General features: G+C 71.8%; 21 protein-coding genes. 3 read left to right on the forward strand and 18 right to left on the reverse strand.

Annotated elements, in window-relative coordinates; genetic code table 11:
- Nucleotides 1-49 precede the first annotated feature (49 nt).
- Nucleotides 50-1,486: a hypothetical protein gene (locus tag FHS37_RS00615; RefSeq protein WP_184816987.1), complete on the reverse strand. Its 1,437-nt coding sequence runs from the start codon at nt 1,484-1,486 to the stop codon at nt 50-52.
- A 303-nt stretch (nt 1,487-1,789) separates the two neighbouring features.
- Here FHS37_RS00615 and FHS37_RS00620 point away from each other — a divergent pair, with 303 nt between their 5' ends.
- Nucleotides 1,790-3,619 carry a DUF8508 domain-containing protein gene (locus FHS37_RS00620; protein ID WP_184816988.1) on the forward strand — a complete coding sequence of 610 codons (1,830 nt, stop codon included), beginning with the start codon at nt 1,790-1,792 and terminating at the stop codon, nt 3,617-3,619.
- Here the strand turns inward: FHS37_RS00620 and FHS37_RS00625 are convergent.
- From FHS37_RS00625 to FHS37_RS00635, 3 genes are all read right to left on the reverse strand, one after another.
- Nucleotides 3,616-4,338, reverse strand: coding sequence for an antibiotic biosynthesis monooxygenase (locus FHS37_RS00625; RefSeq protein ID WP_184816989.1), 723 nt, complete (start codon nt 4,336-4,338; stop codon nt 3,616-3,618). The genes FHS37_RS00620 and FHS37_RS00625 overlap by 4 nt on opposite strands.
- Before the next feature lie 88 nt (nt 4,339-4,426).
- Entirely contained in the window at nt 4,427-4,789 is a 363-nt protein-coding gene (locus FHS37_RS00630) for a DUF3618 domain-containing protein (RefSeq protein WP_184816990.1), read from the reverse strand.
- A complete protein-coding gene (locus tag FHS37_RS00635) occupies nt 4,786-5,205 on the reverse strand; it encodes a phage holin family protein (RefSeq protein WP_184816991.1) in 420 nt (139 codons plus the stop codon). The genes FHS37_RS00630 and FHS37_RS00635 overlap by 4 nt, the downstream gene beginning before the upstream one ends.
- A gap of 171 nt (nt 5,206-5,376) precedes the next feature.
- On the opposite strand from FHS37_RS00635, the gene dapA reads away from it, so the two are divergent.
- Nucleotides 5,377-6,315: a 4-hydroxy-tetrahydrodipicolinate synthase gene (gene dapA / locus FHS37_RS00640; protein ID WP_184816992.1), complete on the forward strand. Its 939-nt coding sequence runs from the start codon at nt 5,377-5,379 to the stop codon at nt 6,313-6,315.
- 58 nt (nt 6,316-6,373) lie between these two features.
- On the opposite strand, the gene FHS37_RS00645 is transcribed toward dapA, so the two are convergent.
- The 14 genes from FHS37_RS00645 to FHS37_RS00710 form a co-directional block, all read right to left on the reverse strand.
- Nucleotides 6,374-7,612: a WD40 repeat domain-containing protein gene (locus FHS37_RS00645; RefSeq protein WP_184816993.1), complete on the reverse strand. Its 1,239-nt coding sequence runs from the start codon at nt 7,610-7,612 to the stop codon at nt 6,374-6,376.
- Nucleotides 7,609-8,166, reverse strand: coding sequence for a SigE family RNA polymerase sigma factor (locus FHS37_RS00650; RefSeq protein ID WP_184816994.1), 558 nt, complete (start codon nt 8,164-8,166; stop codon nt 7,609-7,611). Before FHS37_RS00650 ends, FHS37_RS00645 begins: the two co-directional genes overlap by 4 nt.
- 196 nt (nt 8,167-8,362) lie before the next feature.
- Nucleotides 8,363-8,602, reverse strand: a complete 240-nt coding sequence (locus FHS37_RS00655) for a hypothetical protein (RefSeq protein WP_184816995.1) — start codon at nt 8,600-8,602, stop codon at nt 8,363-8,365.
- 135 nt (nt 8,603-8,737) lie between these two features.
- Nucleotides 8,738-9,727, reverse strand: a complete 990-nt coding sequence (dapD, locus tag FHS37_RS00660; protein ID WP_184816996.1) for a 2,3,4,5-tetrahydropyridine-2,6-dicarboxylate N-succinyltransferase — start codon at nt 9,725-9,727, stop codon at nt 8,738-8,740.
- 84 nt (nt 9,728-9,811) lie between these two features.
- Nucleotides 9,812-10,354 carry a TetR/AcrR family transcriptional regulator gene (locus FHS37_RS00665; protein WP_184816997.1) on the reverse strand — a complete coding sequence of 181 codons (543 nt, stop codon included), beginning with the start codon at nt 10,352-10,354 and terminating at the stop codon, nt 9,812-9,814.
- Nucleotides 10,354-10,674: a DMT family transporter gene (locus tag FHS37_RS00670; protein ID WP_184816998.1), complete on the reverse strand. Its 321-nt coding sequence runs from the start codon at nt 10,672-10,674 to the stop codon at nt 10,354-10,356. Before FHS37_RS00670 ends, FHS37_RS00665 begins: the two co-directional genes overlap by 1 nt.
- A gap of 87 nt (nt 10,675-10,761) precedes the next feature.
- The gene (locus FHS37_RS00675; protein ID WP_073942328.1) at nt 10,762-11,094 is read right to left on the reverse strand and encodes a metal-sulfur cluster assembly factor; all 333 of its coding nucleotides are present in this window, start codon (nt 11,092-11,094) and stop codon (nt 10,762-10,764) included.
- On the reverse strand, nt 11,091-11,561 hold the full coding sequence (gene sufU, locus FHS37_RS00680; protein WP_184816999.1) for a Fe-S cluster assembly sulfur transfer protein SufU: 471 nt from the start codon (nt 11,559-11,561) through the stop codon (nt 11,091-11,093). The genes FHS37_RS00675 and sufU overlap by 4 nt, the downstream gene beginning before the upstream one ends.
- An 11-nt stretch (nt 11,562-11,572) precedes the next feature.
- On the reverse strand, nt 11,573-12,829 hold the full coding sequence (locus tag FHS37_RS00685; RefSeq protein WP_184817000.1) for a cysteine desulfurase: 1,257 nt from the start codon (nt 12,827-12,829) through the stop codon (nt 11,573-11,575).
- Nucleotides 12,826-13,590 carry a Fe-S cluster assembly ATPase SufC gene (sufC, locus tag FHS37_RS00690; RefSeq protein ID WP_184817001.1) on the reverse strand — a complete coding sequence of 255 codons (765 nt, stop codon included), beginning with the start codon at nt 13,588-13,590 and terminating at the stop codon, nt 12,826-12,828. Before sufC ends, FHS37_RS00685 begins: the two co-directional genes overlap by 4 nt.
- Before the next feature lie 7 nt (nt 13,591-13,597).
- Nucleotides 13,598-13,915: a non-heme iron oxygenase ferredoxin subunit gene (locus FHS37_RS00695; RefSeq protein ID WP_184817002.1), complete on the reverse strand. Its 318-nt coding sequence runs from the start codon at nt 13,913-13,915 to the stop codon at nt 13,598-13,600.
- Nucleotides 13,912-15,096 (reverse strand): Fe-S cluster assembly protein SufD, encoded by a 1,185-nt coding sequence (gene sufD / locus FHS37_RS00700; protein ID WP_184817003.1) that lies wholly within the window; start codon nt 15,094-15,096, stop codon nt 13,912-13,914. Before sufD ends, FHS37_RS00695 begins: the two co-directional genes overlap by 4 nt.
- 58 nt (nt 15,097-15,154) lie before the next feature.
- The gene (gene sufB, locus FHS37_RS00705) at nt 15,155-16,576 is read right to left on the reverse strand and encodes a Fe-S cluster assembly protein SufB (protein ID WP_184817004.1); all 1,422 of its coding nucleotides are present in this window, start codon (nt 16,574-16,576) and stop codon (nt 15,155-15,157) included.
- Nucleotides 16,573-17,286, reverse strand: coding sequence for a helix-turn-helix transcriptional regulator (locus FHS37_RS00710; protein ID WP_184817005.1), 714 nt, complete (start codon nt 17,284-17,286; stop codon nt 16,573-16,575). The genes sufB and FHS37_RS00710 overlap by 4 nt, the downstream gene beginning before the upstream one ends.
- A 161-nt stretch (nt 17,287-17,447) precedes the next feature.
- Here FHS37_RS00710 and FHS37_RS00715 point away from each other — a divergent pair, with 161 nt between their 5' ends.
- Nucleotides 17,448-18,260: an AAC(3) family N-acetyltransferase gene (locus FHS37_RS00715; RefSeq protein ID WP_184817006.1), complete on the forward strand. Its 813-nt coding sequence runs from the start codon at nt 17,448-17,450 to the stop codon at nt 18,258-18,260.
- Nucleotides 18,261-18,287 lie beyond the last annotated feature (27 nt).

Below are 18,287 nucleotides of genomic sequence, written 5' to 3' on the forward strand. Positions count from 1 at the left end.
CCAGCCCCGTACCGGGACCGGACCTCAGCCCCCGTGCCGGGACCGCGCCTCAGCCCCCGTGCTGGGACCGGGCCTTGAACGCCGCCTTCCGGGCCTCCTTGGCGATCTTCTTGTCCGGGTGCAGCCGGCCCATCGCCTCCAGCACGTCCGCCGTGGCCGGGTGATCCACCCGCCAGGCCGCGGCGAAGAAGCCGCTGTGCTGGCGCGCCAGTCCTTCCACCAGGGCGCGCAGTTCCTCGGAGTTGCCCTCGGCCGCGAGCTGGGCGGCCACCGTGTCGACGGTCAGCCAGAAGATCATGGCCTCGGACGGGGGCGGCACGTCGGCCGCCCCGTGCTCGGTCAGCCACACCCGCGCCAGGCCGCCGAGTTCGGCGTCGTCGAGCACCTCCCGCAGGGCGGGCTCGGCCGGGAGTCCGACCAGCGACAGCGCCTGCTGGCAGCGCAGCCGCCGCAGCGGCGCGCCCCCGTCCGTCCCGCGTGCCGCCGCCAGCAGCTCCCGTGCGGCGGTGAGGGGGTCGCGCCGGGCCAGCCAGTGCTCGGTCTCCGCGTGGGCCGCCGTCGGCGGGAAGGCGGCCGTGCCGTCGAGCAGCGCGTCGGCGCCCTTGTCCGCGAGGTCCCCGACCGCCGGGGCGGCGAACCCGGCCTCCAGCAGCCGGGCGCGCAGTCCGTACAGTCCGAGCGGGGTCAGCCGCACCATGCCGTAGCGGGAGACGTCGGTGTCGTCCACCGACGCCGCCGAATCGTCGCCGGCGTCGTTCAGCAGCGCCTCGTCCACCGGCCGGTACTCCACGAGTCCCACCGGCTCCAGCGTGCGGAACTGGTCGTCCAGCCGCACCATGGCGTCCGACACCTGCTCGAGGACGGCGTCGGTCGGTTCGGCCATGTCGCCGGGGACGAGTACGGAAGCGGCCAGCGCGGGCAGCGGCACCGGCGTTCCGGTGGGCTCGTCCCCGCCGACGGTCAGCAGGTACAGGTTGCCGAGCACGCCGTCGAGGAACTCCGCCTCGGCCTCGGGGTCCCAGTCCAGGGAGTCGAGGTCGAGCGTGCCGGACCCGTCCTCCGCGGCGATGGCGTCGACGAGCCCGCCCAGGTCGGGCACGCTCGCGTCGGCGAGCACCGTCTCCAGGGCGGCGAGCCACACCCCGAGCACGTCCTGCGGCGACCCGCCGGTGAGCAGCGCCAGGCCGGCGCCGGCCGCGACCGTCCCCTCCTCCTCGTCGACCACCTCGACGAGCCCGGCGTCCACCGCGACGCGCCAGGCCTCACTGGCGTCGGCCGCGGCGTCCGGGCCGCTCAGTCCGAGCACCTCGGCGGCCTCCGGCAGCTGCTCGTCGACGAGTCCGCCGCCGGCGTCGACCCTGGTCCCCGGCCCGGCCCAGCGGGCGAGCCGGGCGGCCCGGGACAGCAACGGGGTGGACAGCGCGTCACGCGCCAGCTCCGCTTCGGGGTGCAGCCGCGCCGGCGGCAGGGGGGAGCTGTCTGACATCGGCCGGTTCTCCTAGGGCGCCTGTGATGACTCAGCCGCTCAGCCTAGACGGATTTCCACCCATGCCGCCCACTTCATCTCCCCTTCAGCGCCCGTACATGGCCGAAACCTTGACAAGTGACCTGGCCAGGCAGGAGATTGACGCGCGTAGAAGTCGGCGGACAGTTGTTCACCGGGCCTCTCGGGGCCGGCCCCGCGCCCGTCGGCTCTCCCCGCGCGCCGCGCCGCCACCACCGGTCGCGGCTCCCGCCGTCCACGCTCCACCCTCGTCCCGGCGCTCCACACGTCCCCGGAGGGAATCCGTTGCCGAGCAAGTCGTCCACGCGCCTCGCCGCGCTCACCGTCGCCGCCGTGTGCTCCGCGGCGTCCACCGTCCTGGTCACCTCGCCCGCGCACGCCGACACCGTGCGCATCCACGACATCCAGGGCGACACCCGCATGTCCCCGTACGCCGGTGAGCAGGTCACCGACGTGGCCGGAATCGTCACCGGCATCCGCACCTACGGCTCGTCCCGGGGCTTCTGGATCCAGGACCCGGCCCCGGACGCCGACCCCGCCACCAGCGAGGGCGTGTTCGTCTTCACGGGCTCGACCCCGAAGGGCGTGGCCGTGGGCGACGCCGTCACCGTCTCCGGCACGGTCACGGAGTACGTCCCCGGCGGCACCTCCTCCGGCAACCAGTCCCTGACGGAGATCACGCGCGCCACCTTCACGGTCGTCTCCAGCGGCAACCCGGTCCCGGCCGCCACCGTCGTCGACGCGCGGTCCGTCCCCGCCGCCTACGCCCCGGCCGGCGACCCCGCCGCGAACGGCTCGGTCAACGCCCTCCCGCTGCGCCCCTCCACGTACGCCCTGGACCGCTACGAGTCCCTGGAGGGCATGAACGTCCAGGTCTCCGACGCCCGCGTGGTGGGCGCCACCGACCCGCACACCGAGCTCTGGGTCACGGTGAAGCCGTGGGAGAACCGCAACCGCCGCGGCGGCACGGTCTACGGCTCCTACGACGCCCAGAACACCGGCCGCCTCCAGATCCAGTCCCTGGGCCGCGCCGCGGACTTCCCCGACGCGAACGTCGGCGACACCCTCACCGGCACCACCACGGGCCCCCTGGACTTCAACCAGTACGGCGGGTACACCCTGGTGGCGAACGAGCTCGGCACCCTCGAGGAGGGCGGCCTGGAGCGCGAGACGACCCGCAGGCAGCGCGCGGGCGAACTGGCGGTCGCCACCTACAACGTCGAGAACCTCGACCCCTCCGACGACACCTTCGCCGCGCACGCCGCCGCGATCGTGGACAACCTGAGCTCGCCCGACATCGTGTCCCTGGAGGAGATCCAGGACAACAACGGCGTCACCGACGACGGCACGGTCGCCGCCGACGCGACGATGACGAAGCTGATCGAGGCCATCGAGGCGGCCGGCGGCCCCCGTTACGACTGGCGCTCGGTCGACCCCGTCGACAAGGCCGACGGCGGTCAGCCCGGCGGCAACATCCGCCAGGCGTTCCTGTTCAACCCCGACCGGGTCTCCTTCACCGACCGCGCGGGCGGCGACGCCACGACGGCCGTCGGCGTCACCGAGGTCCGCGGCAGGGCGGCCCTGACGGTCTCCCCCGGCCGCATCGACCCGACGTCCGAGGCCTTCGAGGACAGCCGCAAGCCGCTGGCCGGCGAGTTCGTCTTCCGGGGCCGCACGGTCATCGTGATCGCCAACCACTTCGCCTCCAAGGGCGGTGACCAGGGCCTCACCTCGCAGTACCAGCCGCCGTCCCGCGGCTCGGAGACCCAGCGCCACCTCCAGGCGAAGGCGGTCCACGACTTCACCGCCAAGCTCCTCAAGACGCAGAAGAACGCGGACGTCGTCGTCCTGGGCGACATCAACGACTTCGAGTTCTCGGAGACGACCGAGATCCTCGAGGGCGACGGCACCCTCTGGTCGGCCGTCAAGTCCCTCCCGGAGAGCGAGCGTTACTCCTACGTCTACCAGGGCAACAGCCAGGTCCTGGACCAGATCCTGATCAGCCCGTCGATCCGCCGCGGCTGCACGTTCAGCTACGACAGCGTGCACGTCAACGCCGAGTTCCACGACCAGATCAGCGACCACGACCCGCAGGTCCTGCGCTTCCGCCCCTAGCGGCCGGTCCGTGCCCGGTCCGGCGGCACGAGCCCGAGAGCGTGCTCGTACCGCCGGACGGTGCTGCTCCTCAGCCCCGGCCACCTCTGCACCCGCTCCCACGCGGCGGTCGCCGAGCCCACCCCGGAACCGGGTGCGGCGAGCGCGTCGGCGTGCGCCCGGGCGCTCTCCCACTCCGCGTAGTTGAGCACCCGGGTTCCGTCGGTCCCGAGGTGGAAGTGGGCGGAGATCCCCCCGGGGTGCGGCCGCGGGTCGCTCTCCAGGGCCTCGAGGACGGCGTCGACCCACGCCCGCTGCCGTGCGGCGTCGGGCCCGTCGAACTCGACGTCGACGATCACCACGCACCCCGGAACCGCTCCCGCGTCCTCCCGGGCACCGCTGCGGTAGTGCCGGTAGCGGTGGAGCGCCACCCGCTCGATCCCCGGCACGACCGTGTCGATCTCGTCCACCCGCTCCTGCCGGTGCGTCTTCGCGAACGCCTCGAACGCCTGCTCGCTCGCCCACTGCGAGTAGTGCAGCAGGGTCTCCCCGTCCTCCCCCGTGTAGACGTGGTACCCGAGCAGACCGGAAGCGGGCCAGGCCCGCCGCTCCCAGGTCCGCCCGATCGCCTCGACGGCCTCCTGCTGCCGTTCGGGCGTCCCCACCCGCCAGGTACTGAACAGGGACGCGCCGATCCGGGGATCGGTGAGGTCGGGGTGCCGGGTCGTGCGACGGGTCATGACGGTCTCCACTGCTCGGTGAACGCGACGACCCCACCCTCCGACCTCAACCCGACTTCAGGTCAAGCCGCGCCCGGCACCCGGCCCCTCAGCCGTACTGCCCCGCGTACCGCCGCATCACCGCGCCCGCGACGACGACCACCACCGCCGCCGCCCCGGCGATCAGCACCGGCCTGCGGTACCGCAACCCGGCCTGCCCCGCGTGGGCGACGCTGCTCCGCAGCTGCACGGTCATCGCCCCGGCCTTGTCCCTGAGGTCGTCCGCCCGGGCCCGCGCACGCCCCTTGACGTCCATCTTGCCCGCCAACTGCTCGACGGTGTCGCCGAGTTCGTGCCGCGTCCGCTCGATCTGCCTGCGCAGCTCGTCCGGCCCCTTCGCTCCCTGAGCGGTGGCCGCGCCCTCCGCGCTCGCGTCCACGTGGGAACCCGCGCGCGCCACTTCCTGCGTCATCGGTGCGCCCTTCCCTTGATCTCCGCCACATCGGCCCTCACGCTGCCCATCGTCCGTTCGGGCTTGGGCGGCGTGGCCCCGCGCAGCTGACTGCGACCGGCGACGGCCAGCACGCCCGCGACGGCGAACAGCAGCGCCGTGACGATCAGCGCCGCCGCCCACACGGGCAGCACCAGCGAGAGGGCGGCGACACCCGTACCGGCCAGCGCGAGGAGCCCCGCGTAGGCGAACGCCCCCGCCGCACCCAGCATCCCGCCGCCGCGCCCGGCGCGCCGGCCCTTCTCGGACAGTTCCACCTTGGCGAGGGTCATTTCCTGCCGCACGAGCCGCGAGAGCTGTTCGGTGGCCTGTCCGACGAGCTCGCCCACGCTGTGGTGCCCGTCGTGAACCGGTCGTTGGTCGATGGTCCCGGTCACGGTGTACCGCCTCCTCTCGGTCGGGGACACCCGGGTACCCCTGCCCGTCCCCCGCTACCGCTCCCGGGCCGGAGACGAGGGGCCACTGTCCGCCGTTCGACAGCAACGCTTACCCGTACCGGACAGAAATCATCAGTAGATCTTCACAATGGCACGGCCGACACTACTCCCATGGCACCTCCCACGACCTCCCCCACGACCTCCCCCGCGGCGCGCCCCTTCGGCCGCGTCCTGTGCGCGATGGTCACCCCGTTCACCCCCGACGGCGCGCTCGACCTCGACGGCGCCCAGCGGCTGGCCGACCACCTGGTGGCCCACGGCTGCGACGGCCTGGTCCTCTCCGGCACCACGGGGGAATCCCCGACCACCACGGACGCGGAGAAGTCGTCCCTCATCACGGCGGTACGCGAGGCGGTGGGCGGCCGCGCGTCGATCGTCGCGGGCGTCGGCACCTCCGACACCCTCCACACCGCCGGACTGGCCCGTGCGGCCGAGAAGGCCGGCGCCGACGGCCTCCTGGTGGTCGCGCCGTACTACAGCCGGCCCCCGCAGGACGCGGTCGAGGCGCACTTCCGCGAGATCGCGGACACCACGGGGCTCCCCCTCGCCCTGTACGACATCCCGGCCCGCACCGGCGTCCGCATCGAGCCCGACACCCTGCTCCGCCTCGCCGAGCACCCCCGGATCGTGGCGGTCAAGGACTGCTCGTACGACTTCCTGGCCGCCCAGAAGGTCCTCGCCCGCACGGACCTCGCGTACTACGCGGGCTGCGACGAGCACAACCTGGCCCTGTACGCGGTCGGCGGCGCGGGCTGCGTCAGCACGGTCGCGAACGTCGTCCCGGGCCACGTCCGTGCCGTCCTGGACGCCTTCGACGCGGGCGACACGGCCCGGGCGGCCCGCCTCCAGCAGCGGGCGACCGCCCTCATCGAGGCGATGATGGCCGGCGGCCTCCCCGGCACGGTCACGGCGAAGGCCCTGCTCACGACGCTGGGCCTGCCCGCGGGTCCGGTCCGCCCGCCCCTGAGGCCCGCCGACCGCGGGACGACCGACGGGCTCAGGGCCGTGCACGACCGCCTGACCGGCCCCGGCGGAACCGGCCCCTTCTAGGGTCTTGCGTCTGGATCAGGCCGGATCAGGGAGCGGGGTCTGATCCGAACGAGAGGCCCTAGGCCCGGCGTTCGACGAACACCGGCTGCCACTCCACCGTCTCGAGGTAGTCGTCCGGCTCGCGCACCCCGCTCAGCGGCACGACCTTCTCGCTGCCGATGGTGACCAGGACCAGCCGCGGCCGGTACTCCCCCGGTCCGGGAGCCCGCTCCCAGGCGATCAGCCGCCGGTCGTCCACCCAGGCGAGCAGCTCCGCCCCGCGCACCCGGGCGACCTCCTTGCCCGTGCGCGGGTCGCGGATCTCGGACCAGGACTTGTCCTTGGCCTCGGCCGTCAGCCCGAGCGCGGCGAGACTGCCGTCGGGGGACAGCCGCGCGCCGACGTCGGACCGCAGGTGCCGTTCGTCCGCGGGCGCGGCGACCTCGTTCCCGGCGAGGTCGTAGAACTGCTGCATTCCGTCGCTTCCCCCGATGACCTGCGCGTACAGGAGCCGGCCGTCCCGGGAGAACGCGAAGTCCTGCCGGCCGTTGACGTCCCGGCGCTTCGCGACCGGGCTCCAGGCGCCCTTGCCGTCGGCCACGTCCAGGACGTAGAAGCCGCTGCGGGAGGACTTGCCGCTGAACTGCGGCACCCAGACCTCGTCGGCCGGGAAGCCCTCCTTCTGCCCCGCCTTCATCCGCACCATCAGGTCGGGGTGCTCACCGTACGTCGTGGCGACGAGCCTGCCGCCGTCGCGCGAGAAGGCGAGGCCGCCGACCCCGCGGTCGACGGGGATCCACCGGTCGACGCGGCCCGTGGCCAGGTCGAGGATGCCGATCCGCCGGGCGGGCAGCTCCCGTTCCAGGACGGCCGCGGTGCGCGCGCCGGGCGCGACGGCGACGAACGACCACCGGTCGTCCTTCTCGTACCTCCCGGTCTCCGGGTCGAGCAGCCAGTAGGTGCGGGTGAGTGCGGCCCGGTCGTCCGACCGCACCGCGGGCTCCGCCGTGTAGTAGGCGGCCAGCACCGACCGGCCGGCCGCGATCAGGTCGCGCGGCGGCGACTGGTCCGGGTGCGCGAGGACGCCGTTCCCGTCCAGGACGGCGGCGGGGCGGACCTCCTCCTTCCCGGTGTCCAGCAGCGGCACGCCCACGGCGACCGCGACCACGGCCGTCGTGGCGGCGGCGACGGAGACCAGCCTGCGCGTGCGGCGGCGCCGGCGCACCGCCAGCACGCGGTCGGCGAACCCCGGTCCGGGCGCCGCCAGTTCCGCTGCCTGCTCGCGCAACGCGTCGCGCACGAGTTCGTCGACGTTCATGGCCGTACCTCCACGGGCGAGTAGTCACGGGACGGCTGCTGCTCGGTGCCGGCCGGGCCGAGGGCCCGCAGCTCGGGCGCGAGGGCGCGCAGCCGGGCCAGGGAGCGGTGGGTGGTGGACCGCACGGTGCCGACGGAGCAGCCCAGGATGCGGGCCACCTCGGCCTCGGGCAGGTCCTCGAAGTAGCGCAGCACCAGCACGGTGCGCTGCCGCGCGGTGAGCCGGGCCAGCGCGCCGCGCATCAGCAGGCGCAGCTCGGCGGTGGCCGCTGCCTCCCCGTCCGCGCCGACGTCCGGCGGCTCGGCCACGCTCAGCTCGCGGGCGCGCCACTTCAGACGCCAGCGGCTGATCTGCTGCCGGTAGAGGACCTGCCGGACGTAGGCCTCGGGTTCGTCGATCCGGTGCCAGCGGCCCGCCGCCTTGATCAGCGCGTTCTGGAGCAGGTCCTCGCCCGCGTGCCGGTCACCGCCGCTCAGCAGGACCGCGGTCTTCAGCAGCGCGGACGACCGGTTCGCCACGAATTCCCGGAAACTCTCCTGCGCTTCGACATCCATCGTCGCCTTCTCTTCCCCCGGGAGCGGACCCGGTGTCCGCCCCCTGCGCCCCTATGGACGCGCGCGGACCCCTCCCGCTATGCCACCGCCCACGGGAAAACCACGGAGCGTCCAGACGAACGGGCCGGGGCCGCACCGCGCGCGGAAGCGCGGTGCGGCCCCGGCCCGTCGAGGCGAACGCCCCGTCGAGGAGCCCTCAGCTCCAGGCGTACCCGTCCCCGAACAGCAGGAAGTGCTCCAGCACGTCCTCCGCGGGGTCGTCGACCTGCCCGACGTTGACGTTGAGCAGTCCGATCCGGGGCCCGTTGTGGGAGCCGGTGTTGGTCTCGTCCGCGTACGCGGAATCGGCCAGTGTCCCGCACAGGAGCACCGCGGCCAGAACTCCGACCACCCCCGTCACACGACGGAGTACGCTCCACAGCCGCTCGTTCGTCATCGCCCGTCCCCTTTTCCTGTATGTCAGTCGTCCCGGCGTCTGATCGGACTCTGTGTCCACCTGTTCATCTGCCAAGAAGACCTCGAGGTCACGGGGAGTAACCCGTACGTGAGCGGACGGGCCGCCGGAACGGGGTCAGTTGTGGCTGTGGAGGACCTCGTTCAGGCCGCCCCAGACCGCGTTGTTCGGCCGGGCCTCGACCGTGCCGGTGACGGAGTTGCGGCGGAAGAGGATGTTGGAGGCGCCGGACAGTTCGCGGGCCTTGACGATCTCGCCGTCGGGCATGGTGACGCGGGTGCCGGCGGTGACGTAGAGGCCGGCCTCGACGACGCACTCGTCGCCGAGCGCGATGCCCACGCCCGCCTCGGCGCCGATCAGGCAGCGCTCGCCGATGGAGATGATCACGTTGCCGCCGCCGGAGAGCGTGCCCATGGTGGAGGCCCCGCCGCCGATGTCCGAGCCGTCGCCGATCACGACACCGGCCGAGATGCGGCCCTCGACCATCGACGTGCCGAGCGTGCCGGCGTTGAAGTTGACGAAGCCCTCGTGCATGACGGTGGTGCCCTCGGCGAGGTGGGCGCCGAGGCGGACCCGGTCGGCGTCGGCGATCCGCACGCCCTTGGGGACGACGTAGTCCGTCATGCGCGGGAACTTGTCGATGGAGGTCACCTGCAGGTGCAGGCCCTCGGCGCGGGCGTTGAGCCGCACCTTCTCGATGTCGTCCACGGCGACCGGGCCGAGCGAGGTCCAGGCGACGTTGGCGAGGTGGCCGAAGATGCCGTCCAGGCTCTGGCCGTGCGGCTTGACCAGGCGGTGCGAGAGCAGGTGGAGGCGCAGGTAGACGTCGTGCGCGTCGACCGGCTTCTCGTCCAGCGAGGAGATGACCGTGCGGACCGCGATGACCTCGACGCCCCGGCGGGCGTCCGGCCCGATCGCCGCGGTGGCGCCGCCGCCGAGGAGTTCCGCGGCCTGCTCCGCGGAGAGCCGCTCGGTGCCGGAGGGGCCGGGTTCGGCGACGAGTCCGGGCGCGGGGAACCAGGTGTCGAGGACGGTGCCGTCGGCGGCGACGGTGGCGAGGCCGGCGGCCACGGCGCCGGTGGTGCTCTGAGCAGTCGTGTCGGTCATGAGGGCAACCTAACCGGCGGGGGGCCGGCGATGCGAACCGGTGCGTCGGCGTCTCAGGTGGCGGGCGGCCCGGCACCGCGGCGCTCACCGTCCCGGGATGACCCGGGCCAGCACCTCCCGGGCGTACTCCTCGTCATAGGGCGTGTCGGTCAGCAGGGCCTGGAGGCAGATGCCGTCCAGCAGCGCGACCAGGGCGCGGGCGGTGACCGGGTCCGTGCGGCGGGACAGGCGCTCGGCGACGCCCTCGCACCACTCGGCCGCGACGGGGCGCAGGGCGGGACGGCGCAGGGCCGCCAGGTACAGCTCGTACTCCAGCTCCACGCCGGTACGTTCACCGGCCAGCCACTCGCCCATCAGCGCGGCGAGCTCGGCCGCCAGGTCGGTCTCCGGGTCCTCCAGGCCGCCGCGCGCGGCGACCGTCTCGGCGAAGCCCTCGTTCGCCTGCCGCAGGGCGGCGACCATCAGCTCGTCGAGCGTCGCGAAGTGGTACGTCGTGGAGCCGAGCGGCACATCGGCCTCGGCGGCGACACTGCGGTGGCTGAGCCCGGCGATGCCGCTGCGGCCCACCACCCGGATCGCCGCGTCGATGATCCGCTGCCGCCGCTCGGGGTCGTGGCGCCGGGCCATCAGTGCGCGCCCCCGAGGTTGAGCACGACCACGCCCACGATGATCAGTGCGATGCCGGTGGCCTTGACGACGGTGAGCCCCTCCCCCAGGAACAGGACGCCGATCGTGGCGATGGCGGCGGTGCCCACTCCGGCCCAGATCGCGTACGCCGTGCCGACGGAGACGGTGCGCAGCGTCTGCGCGAGCAGGGTGAAGGAGACCACGTATCCGAACAGCGTCAGCAGCGAGGGCCAGAGCCTGCTGAAACCGTCGCTGTACTTCATCGCGGTGGTGGCGCCCACCTCGGCGGCGATCGCCCCGGCCAGCAGCAGGTATCCCATGTGTACGAGCGTACATAACGGGTGTGCGCCGGACACGGGAACGGCGACGCCCGTGGGGCGTCGCCGTTCTCCTGGGTGCCGTGCGTCTCAGACGTTGAACCCGAGCGCCCGCAGCTGCTCACGGCCGTCGTCCGTGATCTTGTCGGGGCCCCACGGCGGCATCCAGACCCAGTTGATGCGCAGTTCGCTGACCAGGCCGTCCGTGGCGGACTTGGCCTGGTCCTCGATGACGTCCGTCAGCGGGCAGGCCGCGGAGGTCAGGGTCATGTCGACGGTCGCCACGTTGGAGTCGTCGATGTGGATGCCGTAGATCAGGCCGAGGTTGACGACGTCGATGCCCAGCTCGGGGTCGACGACGTCCATCAGGGCCTCTCGGAGCTCCTCCTCCGAGGCCGGCTTCATCTCCACGGTCTCGCTCATGCGGTTGTCCTTTCGGCGTCGGCGCCGGAGCCCAGCGCCTGGGCCGTCGCGTCCTTCCACGCCATCCAGCTGAGGAGGGCGCACTTGACCCGGGCCGGGTACTTGGAGACACCGGCGAACGCGACCGCGTCCTCCAGGATCTCCTCCATCGCGTCGTCGGGCTCGAGCCTTCCCTTGGACTGCATCAGCTCCAGGAAGGTCTCCTGGATCCTCTGCGCCTCGGACAGGTCCTTGCCGACCAGCAGGTCGTTCAGCACCGAGGCGCTGGCCTGGCTGATGGAGCAGCCCTGCCCCTCGTAACTGACGTCGCTGACGGTCGTGCCGTCGTACTTCACGCGCAGCGTGATCTCGTCGCCGCATGTCGGGTTGACGTGGTGCACCTCGGCGTCGCCATCCCGAAGACCCCGCCCGTGCGGGTTCTTGTAGTGGTCCAGGATGACGTCCTGGTACATGGAGTCCAGCTTCACGCCTCAGCCCCTCATCCGAAGAAGTTCCGTACGTGCTCCAGGCCGTCGACCAGTGCGTCGATCTCGGCCGGCGTGGAGTACAGATAGAACGACGCTCGCGTGGTCGCGGGAATTCCGTACCTCAGGCAGACCGGCCGCGCGCAGTGGTGGCCGACCCGGACGGCGATGCCCTGTTCGTCGAGGACCTGGCCCACGTCGTGGGGGTGGATGTCACCGAGCGTGAACGAGATCGCGGCGCCGCGCTCCTCGGCCGTGGCGGGGCCGATGATGCGCAGGTCCGGGACCTCGGCCAGGCGCTTGACCGCGTACTCGGTGATCGCGTGCTCGTGGGCGAGGATCTTGTCCATGCCGATCGACGACAGGTAGTCGATCGCCGCACCGAGGCCGACCGCCTGGGCGATCGGCGGGGTGCCCGCCTCGAACTTGTGCGGGGCCGGGGCGTACGTCGACGAGCTCATCGACACGGTCTCGATCATCTCGCCGCCGCCGAGGAACGGAGGCAGGTCCTCCAGCAGCTCCTGGCGGCCCCAGAGGACGCCGATGCCGGTCGGGCCGCACATCTTGTGGCCGGTGAAGGCCACGAAGTCGGCCTGGAGGGCCTGCACGTCCAGCGGCATGTGCGGCGCGGCCTGGGAGGCGTCGACGCAGACCAGGGCGCCGACCTCCTGGGCGCGGCGCACTATGGCCTCGACCGGGTTGACCGTGCCCAGGATGTTGGACACCAGCACGAAGGAGACGATCTTCGTCTTCTCGGTGATGATCTCGTCGATGTTCGACAGGTCGAGCCGGCCGTCGTCGGTGAGGCCGAACCACTTCAGCTTCGCGCCCGTGCGCTGCGCCAGCAGCTGCCACGGCACGATGTTGGAGTGGTGCTCCATCTCCGTGATGACGATCTCGGTCTCGTGGTCCACCCGGTAGGGCTCGTCGGCCCAGCCGAGCATGTTGGCCACGAGGTTGAGCGACTCGGAGGCGTTCTTGGTGAAGATCACCTCGTCGCGCGAGGGCGCGTTGACGAACTCCGCGACCTTGTCGCGCGCGCCCTCGTACAGCGCCGTGGCCTCCTCGGCGAGCACATGCACACCGCGGTGGACGTTGGCGTTGTAGCGCTCGTAGTACTCGCTCAGGGCGTCCAGCACCTGGCGCGGCTTCTGGCTGGTCGCCGCGTTGTCCAGGTACACGAGCTTCCGCCCGTCGTGGACGACGCGGTCCAGGACGGGGAAGTCCTTGCGGATCGCCTCGGTGTCGAGGAGGCCCGGCAGCTGTGTCACGCGGATGCGCCACCCTTCGTGTATGCCTCGTACCCCTCCGCCTCCAGCTTGTCGGCGAGCTCGGCGCCACCGGACTCGACGATCCTGCCGTTCGCGAAGACGTGGACGTGGTCGGGCTTGATGTAGCGCAGGATGCGCGTGTAGTGCGTGATCAGCAGGGTGCCGACCTCGCCGGTCTCGCGGACTCGGTTGACGCCCTCGGAGACGACGCGCAGCGCGTCGACGTCCAGGCCGGAGTCGGTCTCGTCGAGGATCGCGACCTTCGGCTTGAGCAGCTCGAGCTGGAGGATCTCGTGGCGCTTCTTCTCACCGCCGGAGAAGCCCTCGTTGACGTTGCGCTCGGCGAAGGCGGGGTCCATGTTGAGGCGCTCCATGGCCTCCTTGACCTCCTTCACCCAGGTGCGCAGCTTGGGGGCCTCGCCGCGGATGGCGGTGGCGGAGGTGCGCAGGAAGTTGGAGACGGAGACGCCGGGGACCTCGACCGGGTACTGCATCGCGAGGAACAGGCCGGCGCGGGCGCGCTCGTCGACGGACATCTCCAGGACGTCCTCGCCGTCGAGGGTGACGGTGCCGCCGGTGATCGTGTACTTGGGGTGACCCGCGAGGGAGTAGGCGAGGGTCGACTTGCCCGAGCCGTTGGGGCCCATGATGGCGTGCGTCTCGCCCTGCTTCACGGTGAGGTCGACGCCCTTGAGGATCTCCTTCGTGGCGTTGTCGGCCTCGACGGTGACGTGCAGGTCTCGGATTTCAAGCGTTGCCATGGGTGCCTCAGGACTCCTGGGTGAGGGAGACGAGCACGTCGTCCCCTTCGATCTTTACGGGGTATACGGGGACGGGGCGCGTCGCCGGAAGGGCGTCGGGCTTGCCGGAACGGAGGTCGAAACGCGAGCCGTGCAGCCAGCACTCGATGTGGCAGTCGTCCACCTCGCCCTCCGAGAGGGAGACGTTCGCGTGCGAGCAGATGTCGTGGATCGCGAACACCTCGCCCCCGGTCTGCACGATGGAGACCGGCGTGCCGTCGAGTTCCACCCGCTTCGGGGTGTCCTCCTCCAGCTCGCTCAGCCCGCAGGCGCGTCGGAAGGTCATGCGACCGAAGCCTCCAGCTCCTCCTCGATCCTGCCGATCAGGCGCTCCTCGATGTCGGGGAGGCCGATCTGCTGGACCAGCTCGGCGAAGAAGCCGCGGACCACCAGACGGCGGGCGTCCTTCTCCGGGATGCCGCGGGCCATCAGGTAGAAGAGCTGCTCGTCGTCGAAGCGGCCGGTCGCGGAGGCGTGGCCGGCGCCGACGATCTCACCGGTCTCGATCTCCAGGTTGGGCACGGAGTCGACGCGGGCGCCGTCGGTGAGGACCAGGTTGCGGTTCATCTCGTAGGTGTCGGTGCCCTCGGCCTTGGCCTCGATGAGCACGTCGCCGATCCACACGGCGTGCGCGTCGTCGCCCTGGAGCGCGCCCTTGTAGACGACGTTCGACTTGCAGTGCGGGACGTTGTGGTCGACCAGGAGGCGGTGCTCCTGGTGCTGGCCGGCGTCGGTGAAGTACAGGCCGAACAGCTCGGCCTCCCCGCCGGGGCCGGCGTACCGCACCCGCGGGTGCAGCCGGACCACGTCGCCGCCGAAGGTGACGATGATCGACTTGAGGGAGGCGTCCCGGCCGACGAGGGCGTCGTGCTGGGCGGCGTGCACCGCCTTGTCGTCCCAGTCCTGGACCGAGACGACGGTCAGCTTGGCGCCGTCGCCGATGACGTACTCGACGTTGGCGGCGAGCACCGCGTCACCGGTGTGGTCGATGACCACGACGGCCTCGGCGAAGGCGCCGAGCTCGATCACCTGGTGGGCGTAGGCGGTGCCGCCCTCGCCGTGCACCGCGATGCGGATCGGCTCGGTGAGGACGGTCTCCTTCGGCACGGTCACGACCGAGGCCTGCTCGAAGGCGGAGTACGCCTGGGCGGCGACGCGGTCCACCGGGGTGCCGGCGCGGCCGAGCCGCGCGTCGTCGCGGCCGACGGTCTCGACGGTGACGCCCTCGGGCGCCTCGACGGTGACCTTGACGCCCTCGCCGGTGGCGGTGGCGGTGCCGTCGTGCAGACCGCGCAGCCGCTCCAGCGGGGTGAACCGCCACTCCTCCTCGCGGCCGTGGGGGACGGGGAAGTCCGCCACGTCGAAGGACGGGGGCGCGCTCATACGGGTGGCGACGGTCGACTCGGCGGCGACCGCGATCGAACCCGCGGTGGTGGAGCCCACGGGGATGTTCTGAGCCTCAGCCATGGCTGTCGTAGTGCTCGCTTTCGTGTACGTGAGTGGCTTGACGGAACGGCGCCGGTGCTTAGCCGACCGCGCCTTCCATCTGCAGCTCGATCAGCCGGTTGAGCTCGAGCGCGTACTCCATCGGCAGTTCCTTGGCGATCGGCTCGACGAAGCCGCGCACGATCATCGCCATCGCCTCGTCCTCGGACAGACCGCGGCTCATCAGGTAGAAGAGCTGGTCCTCGGAGACCTTGGAGACGGTCGCCTCGTGGCCCATGGACACGTCGTCCTCGCGGACGTCCACGTAGGGGTAGGTGTCCGAGCGGGAGATCGTGTCGACGAGCAGCGCGTCGCACAGCACGTTGGACTTCGAGCCCGGGGCGCCCTCGCCGATCTCGATCAGACCGCGGTAGGAGGTGCGGCCGCCGCCGCGCGCCACGGACTTGGAGACGATGTTGGAGGACGTGTTCGGGGCCATGTGGACCATCTTGGCGCCCGCGTCCTGGTGCTGGCCCTCGCCGGCGAAGGCGATGGACAGGGTCTCGCCCTTGGCGTGCTCGCCCATCAGGTAGACGGCCGGGTACTTCATCGTCACCTTGGAGCCGATGTTGCCGTCGACCCACTCCATGGTCGCGCCCTCGTAGGCCACGGCGCGCTTGGTGACCAGGTTGTAGACGTTGTTCGACCAGTTCTGGATGGTCGTGTAGCGGCAGCGGGCGTTCTTCTTGACGATGATCTCGACCACGGCGCTGTGCAGCGAGTCCGACTTGTAGATCGGAGCCGTGCAGCCCTCGACGTAGTGCACGTAGGCGCCCTCGTCGACGATGATCAGGGTCCGCTCGAACTGGCCCATGTTCTCGGTGTTGATCCGGAAGTAGGCCTGGAGCGGGATCTCGACGTGCACGCCCTTCGGCACGTAGATGAAGGAGCCGCCGGACCACACGGCGGTGTTCAGCGCGGCGAACTTGTTGTCACCGGCCGGGATGACCGTGCCGAAGTACTCCTTGAAGAGCTCGGGGTGCTCCTTCAGGGCCGTGTCGGTGTCGAGGAAGATGACACCCTGCTCCTCCAGGTCCTCGCGGATCTGGTGGTAGACGACCTCCGACTCGTACTGGGCGGCGACACCGGCGACGAGGCGCTTCTTCTCGGCCTCGGGGATGCCCAGCTTGTCGTAGGTGTTCTTGATGTCCTCGGGCAGGTCCTCCCAGGACTGCGCCTGCTTCTCCGTGGAGCGCACGAAGTACTTGATGTTGTCGAAGTCGATGCCGGAGAGGTCCGAGCCCCAGTTCGGCATGGGCTTCTTCTCGAACAGGCGCAGGCCCTTGAGGCGGAGCTTGGTCATCCACTCCGGCTCGTCCTTCTTCCCGGAGATGTCCCGGACGACGTCCTCGTTCAGGCCACGGCGCGCCGACGCGCCGGCCTCGTCACGGTCGGCCCAGCCGTATTCGTACTTGCCCAGGCCCTCGAGCTCGGGGTGGGCAGTCTCCGTGGGGAGAGTCATGCGGGGTTCCTCCCGGACGTGCTTGCAGATGCGTGGTGGGAAATCTTGGGGATGAACGTCGTGCAGACGCCGTCGCCGTGCGCGATGGTCGCCAGCCGCTGCACATGCGTACCGAGAAGCTCGGCGAAAAATTCCGTCTCGGCCTCGCACAGCTGCGGGAACTTCTCGGCGGCGTGGGCGACCGGGCAGTGGTGCTGGCACAGCTGCTCGCCGACCGGTGCGCTGCGCGCCGTCGCAGCGTACCCGTCCGCGCTCAGGGCCTTGGCCAGGGCTTCCGTCCGCTCCTCGGGGGCCGCGGCCTCGACCGCCCTGCGGTAGGCGTCCGCCTGCGCGGCGATCCTGGCGCGGGCGAAGGCGGCGACCGCCTCGTCCCCGCCCTCGCGCTCGGCGATCCAGCGCATCGCGTCCACCGCGAGCTTGTCGTAGGACTGGTCGAAGGCGTCCCGCCCGCAGTCGGTGAGGGCGAACACCTTCGCCGGGCGGCCGCGCGTGCGCGCGCCGTAGACCCGCCGCTCGCGGGCCTCCACGACGTTGTCCGCGGCCAGCGCGTCCAGGTGCCGGCGGACGGCCGCCTGCGTGAGCCCGAGCCGCTCGGCCAGTTCGGCGACGGTCGACGGGCCGTGGTCCAGGATGGAGCGGGCGACCCGGTTGCGGGTGGACCGCTCTCCGGTCGCCAGTTCCTCGTGGGAAGCCTCGCCAACGTTTTTCACAACGCCATTGTTGCGTAATTCGTCCGAGCCGGGCAAGCCGCGCCCGGACGGCCCCACGGTGCGCTGCGTCACTTAGGCAAACCTAAGGTGACCTGCGGGAACGATCTTCGGTCGATCAATTCGATGGCGCCCTGCGGTGGCGTCCGGGAGACTCACGGACCATGTCCGCAGCCCTTCCCACCGGTCCTCTCGTCACCCGGGACAGCCTCGCCGCGCAGCTGCGCGAGCTCGGCGTGCGGCCGGGCGAGACCCTCCTCGTGCACTCCTCGCTCAGCTCCCTGGGCTGGGTCAACGGCGGCCCGGTCACGGTCGTCGGGGCGCTGCTCGACGCGCTCGGCCCGGACGGCACGCTGGTGGTACCCGCCCAGTCCGGCCACCTCTCCGACCCGGCGCTGTGGCGGGCGCCGGCCGTACCCGAGGAGTGGTGGGGCGCCATCCGGGCCACCATGCCCGCGTACGACCCGCTGACCACGCCCACGCGGGGGGTGGGGGTGGTCCCGGAGACCGTGCGGACCTGGCCGGGCGCCCTGCGCAGCGCGCACCCCCAGACGTCGTTCGCGGCGGTGGGCCCGCGGTCCGCCGAGGTCGTCGCCGGGCACGCGACCGACTGCCGGCTCGGGGAGCGCAGCCCGCTGGCCGTCCTGGAGCGGATCGGCGCGCGGGTGCTGCTGCTCGGGGCCGGATACGACAGCTGCACCGCCTTCCACCTCGCCGAGTACCGCGTCCCCGCCCCGCGCGTCGAGGTGGGCCGGCCCGGTCCCGACGGCTGGGAGACGGTGACCGAGGTGTCGATCTCCTCCGAGCGGTTCGACGAACTCGGGCACGACTTCGAGCGGGACCGTCCCGTGGCGCACGGCCGGGCCGGGGCGGCCGGGGCACGGCTGTTCCCGCTGGCGGACGCGGTGGCGTACGCCGAGCGGTGGCTGGAGCTGCACCGCCCCCGGGCGGAGGAGTTCGAGAACCCCGCGGTCTGAGGCGCCCGCCGCCTCCCTAGACTCGTG

Origin of the sequence: Streptomyces griseomycini (genome assembly GCF_014203535.1) — a bacterium.
In the GTDB taxonomy this organism is placed as follows: Bacteria; Actinomycetota; Actinomycetes; order Streptomycetales; family Streptomycetaceae; genus Streptomyces; species Streptomyces griseomycini.

Excerpts from the sequence above, each read along its gene's own strand:
- FHS37_RS00645 (WP_184816993.1), bottom strand. The coding sequence starts at position 7,612 with ATGAACGTCGACGAACTCGTGCGCGACGCGTTGCGCGAGCAGGCAGCG.
- FHS37_RS00630 (WP_184816990.1), bottom strand. The coding sequence starts at position 4,789 with ATGACGCAGGAAGTGGCGCGCGCGGGTTCCCACGTGGACGCGAGCGCG.
- sufD (WP_184817003.1), bottom strand. The coding sequence starts at position 15,096 with ATGGCTGAGGCTCAGAACATCCCCGTGGGCTCCACCACCGCGGGTTCG.
- dapD (WP_184816996.1), bottom strand. The coding sequence starts at position 9,727 with ATGACCGACACGACTGCTCAGAGCACCACCGGCGCCGTGGCCGCCGGC.
- FHS37_RS00670 (WP_184816998.1), bottom strand. The coding sequence starts at position 10,674 with ATGGGATACCTGCTGCTGGCCGGGGCGATCGCCGCCGAGGTGGGCGCC.
- FHS37_RS00665 (WP_184816997.1), bottom strand. The coding sequence starts at position 10,354 with ATGGCCCGGCGCCACGACCCCGAGCGGCGGCAGCGGATCATCGACGCG.
- sufC (WP_184817001.1), bottom strand. The coding sequence starts at position 13,590 with ATGGCAACGCTTGAAATCCGAGACCTGCACGTCACCGTCGAGGCCGAC.
- FHS37_RS00615 (WP_184816987.1), bottom strand. The coding sequence starts at position 1,486 with ATGTCAGACAGCTCCCCCCTGCCGCCGGCGCGGCTGCACCCCGAAGCG.
- FHS37_RS00695 (WP_184817002.1), bottom strand. The coding sequence starts at position 13,915 with ATGACCTTCCGACGCGCCTGCGGGCTGAGCGAGCTGGAGGAGGACACC.
- FHS37_RS00650 (WP_184816994.1), bottom strand. The coding sequence starts at position 8,166 with ATGGATGTCGAAGCGCAGGAGAGTTTCCGGGAATTCGTGGCGAACCGG.
- FHS37_RS00625 (WP_184816989.1), bottom strand. The coding sequence starts at position 4,338 with ATGACCCGTCGCACGACCCGGCACCCCGACCTCACCGATCCCCGGATC.
- FHS37_RS00675 (WP_073942328.1), bottom strand. The coding sequence starts at position 11,094 with ATGAGCGAGACCGTGGAGATGAAGCCGGCCTCGGAGGAGGAGCTCCGA.
- sufB (WP_184817004.1), bottom strand. The coding sequence starts at position 16,576 with ATGACTCTCCCCACGGAGACTGCCCACCCCGAGCTCGAGGGCCTGGGC.
- dapA (WP_184816992.1), top strand. The coding sequence starts at position 5,377 with ATGGCACCTCCCACGACCTCCCCCACGACCTCCCCCGCGGCGCGCCCC.
- FHS37_RS00655 (WP_184816995.1), bottom strand. The coding sequence starts at position 8,602 with ATGACGAACGAGCGGCTGTGGAGCGTACTCCGTCGTGTGACGGGGGTG.
- FHS37_RS00715 (WP_184817006.1), top strand. The coding sequence starts at position 17,448 with ATGTCCGCAGCCCTTCCCACCGGTCCTCTCGTCACCCGGGACAGCCTC.